1 pseudogene is annotated in these 1,907 nt (G+C 49.8%); it reads left to right on the forward strand.

From position 1 onward, the window contains the following. Positions 1-1,907: pseudogene (locus B2745_RS10845) on the forward strand (collagen-like protein); the annotation flags it as partial.

Raw genomic sequence — 1,907 nt, forward strand, 5'->3', positions numbered from 1 at the left:
TGACACAGGAGCACAAGGTATAGCCGGAGCAAAAGGAGACAAAGGCGATAAGGGTGACCAAGGTGATGTCGGTCCACAAGGTCCAATCGGTTTAACTGGAGTGGTAGGTCCACAAGGTATTCAAGGCGAGAAAGGTGATACCGGAGCAACAGGAGCACAAGGTATAGCTGGTGTAAAGGGAGATAAAGGAGACAAAGGTGAAATAGGCCCGAAAGGAGAAACTGGATCACAAGGTCCGATAGGACTAACCGGAGCGACCGGTCCACAAGGTGAAGTAGGTCCACAAGGATTAAAAGGTGATACCGGAGCAACAGGCGCACAAGGTATAGCTGGTGTAAAGGGAGATAAAGGAGACAAAGGTGAAGCAGGCCCGAAAGGAGAAACTGGATCACAAGGTCCGATAGGACTAACCGGAGCGACCGGTCCACAAGGTGAAGTAGGTCCACAAGGATTAAAAGGTGATACCGGAGCAACAGGCGCACAAGGTATAGCTGGTGTAAAGGGAGATAAAGGAGACCAAGGGGAAGCAGGCCCGAAAGGAGATGTCGGAGCACAAGGTCCGATAGGACTAACTGGAGCAACTGGTCCACAAGGTGAAGCAGGACCACAAGGTCCGATAGGGTTAACAGGTACTCAAGGTATTCAAGGAGAAAAGGGAGACAAAGGTGAAACAGGAGCACAAGGCCTAATAGGATTAACCGGAGCAACTGGTCCACAAGGTATTCAAGGCGAGAAGGGTGATACCGGAGCAACAGGCGCACAAGGTATAGCTGGAGCAAAAGGAGACAAAGGCGATAAGGGAGATCAAGGTGAAGTAGGCCCGAAAGGAGAAGTAGGAGCACAAGGTCCAACAGGACTAACCGGAGCAACTGGTCCACAAGGTGAAGCAGGTCCACAAGGCCCAATCGGTTCAACTGGAGCTGCAGGTCCACAAGGTATTCAAGGCGAGAAAGGCGATACTGGAGCAACAGGAGCACAAGGTATAGCTGGTGTAAAGGGAGATAAAGGAGACCAAGGAGAAAAGGGAGACAAAGGAGATACCGGAGCACAAGGTCCAATAGGACTAACCGGAGCAACTGGTCCACAAGGTGAAGTAGGTACACAAGGTCCGATAGGATTAACGGGAGCTGCAGGACCACAAGGTATTCAAGGCCAGAAAGGCGATACCGGAGCAACAGGTCCACAAGGTCCAATCGGATTAACAGGTATTCAAGGAGAAAAGGGAGACAAAGGAGAAACAGGAGCTCAAGGTCCAATAGGATTGACAGGCGTAACTGGTCCACAAGGATTAAAAGGTGATAAGGGCGATATAGGTCTTACCGGAGCTAAGGGTGATATCGGCGCAACTGGTCCACAAGGTCCGATAGGTTTAACAGGAGCAAAAGGTGACAAGGGCGATAAAGGAGAAGCAGGCGCACAAGGTATAGCCGGAGCAAAAGGAGACAAAGGCGATAAGGGCGACCAAGGTGAAGTAGGACCAAAAGGAGAAACAGGAGCACAAGGTCCAATAGGATTAACCGGCGCAACTGGTCCACAAGGATTAAAAGGAGATAAAGGTGAAACAGGAGTACAAGGATTAATAGGACTAACTGGCGCAACTGGTCCACAAGGTCCAATCGGTTTAACCGGATTAAAAGGAGATAAAGGTGACAAGGGTGATACAGGATTACAAGGTGTTCAAGGTGATAAAGGAGAAACAGGAGCACAAGGTCCGATAGGATTGACAGGCGTAACTGGTCCACAAGGATTAAAAGGTGACAAGGGTGATGTAGGCCCACAAGGTCCAATCGGTTTAACTGGATTAAAAGGAGATAAAGGCGACAAAGGTGAAACAGGGGCTCAAGGTCCAATAGGGTTAACCGGCGCAACTGGTCCACAAGGCCCAATTGGTTTAACTGGACTAAAAG

This window comes from Pedobacter glucosidilyticus, assembly GCF_002483235.1.
Taxonomy (GTDB): Bacteria; Bacteroidota; Bacteroidia; order Sphingobacteriales; family Sphingobacteriaceae; genus Pseudopedobacter; species Pseudopedobacter glucosidilyticum_B.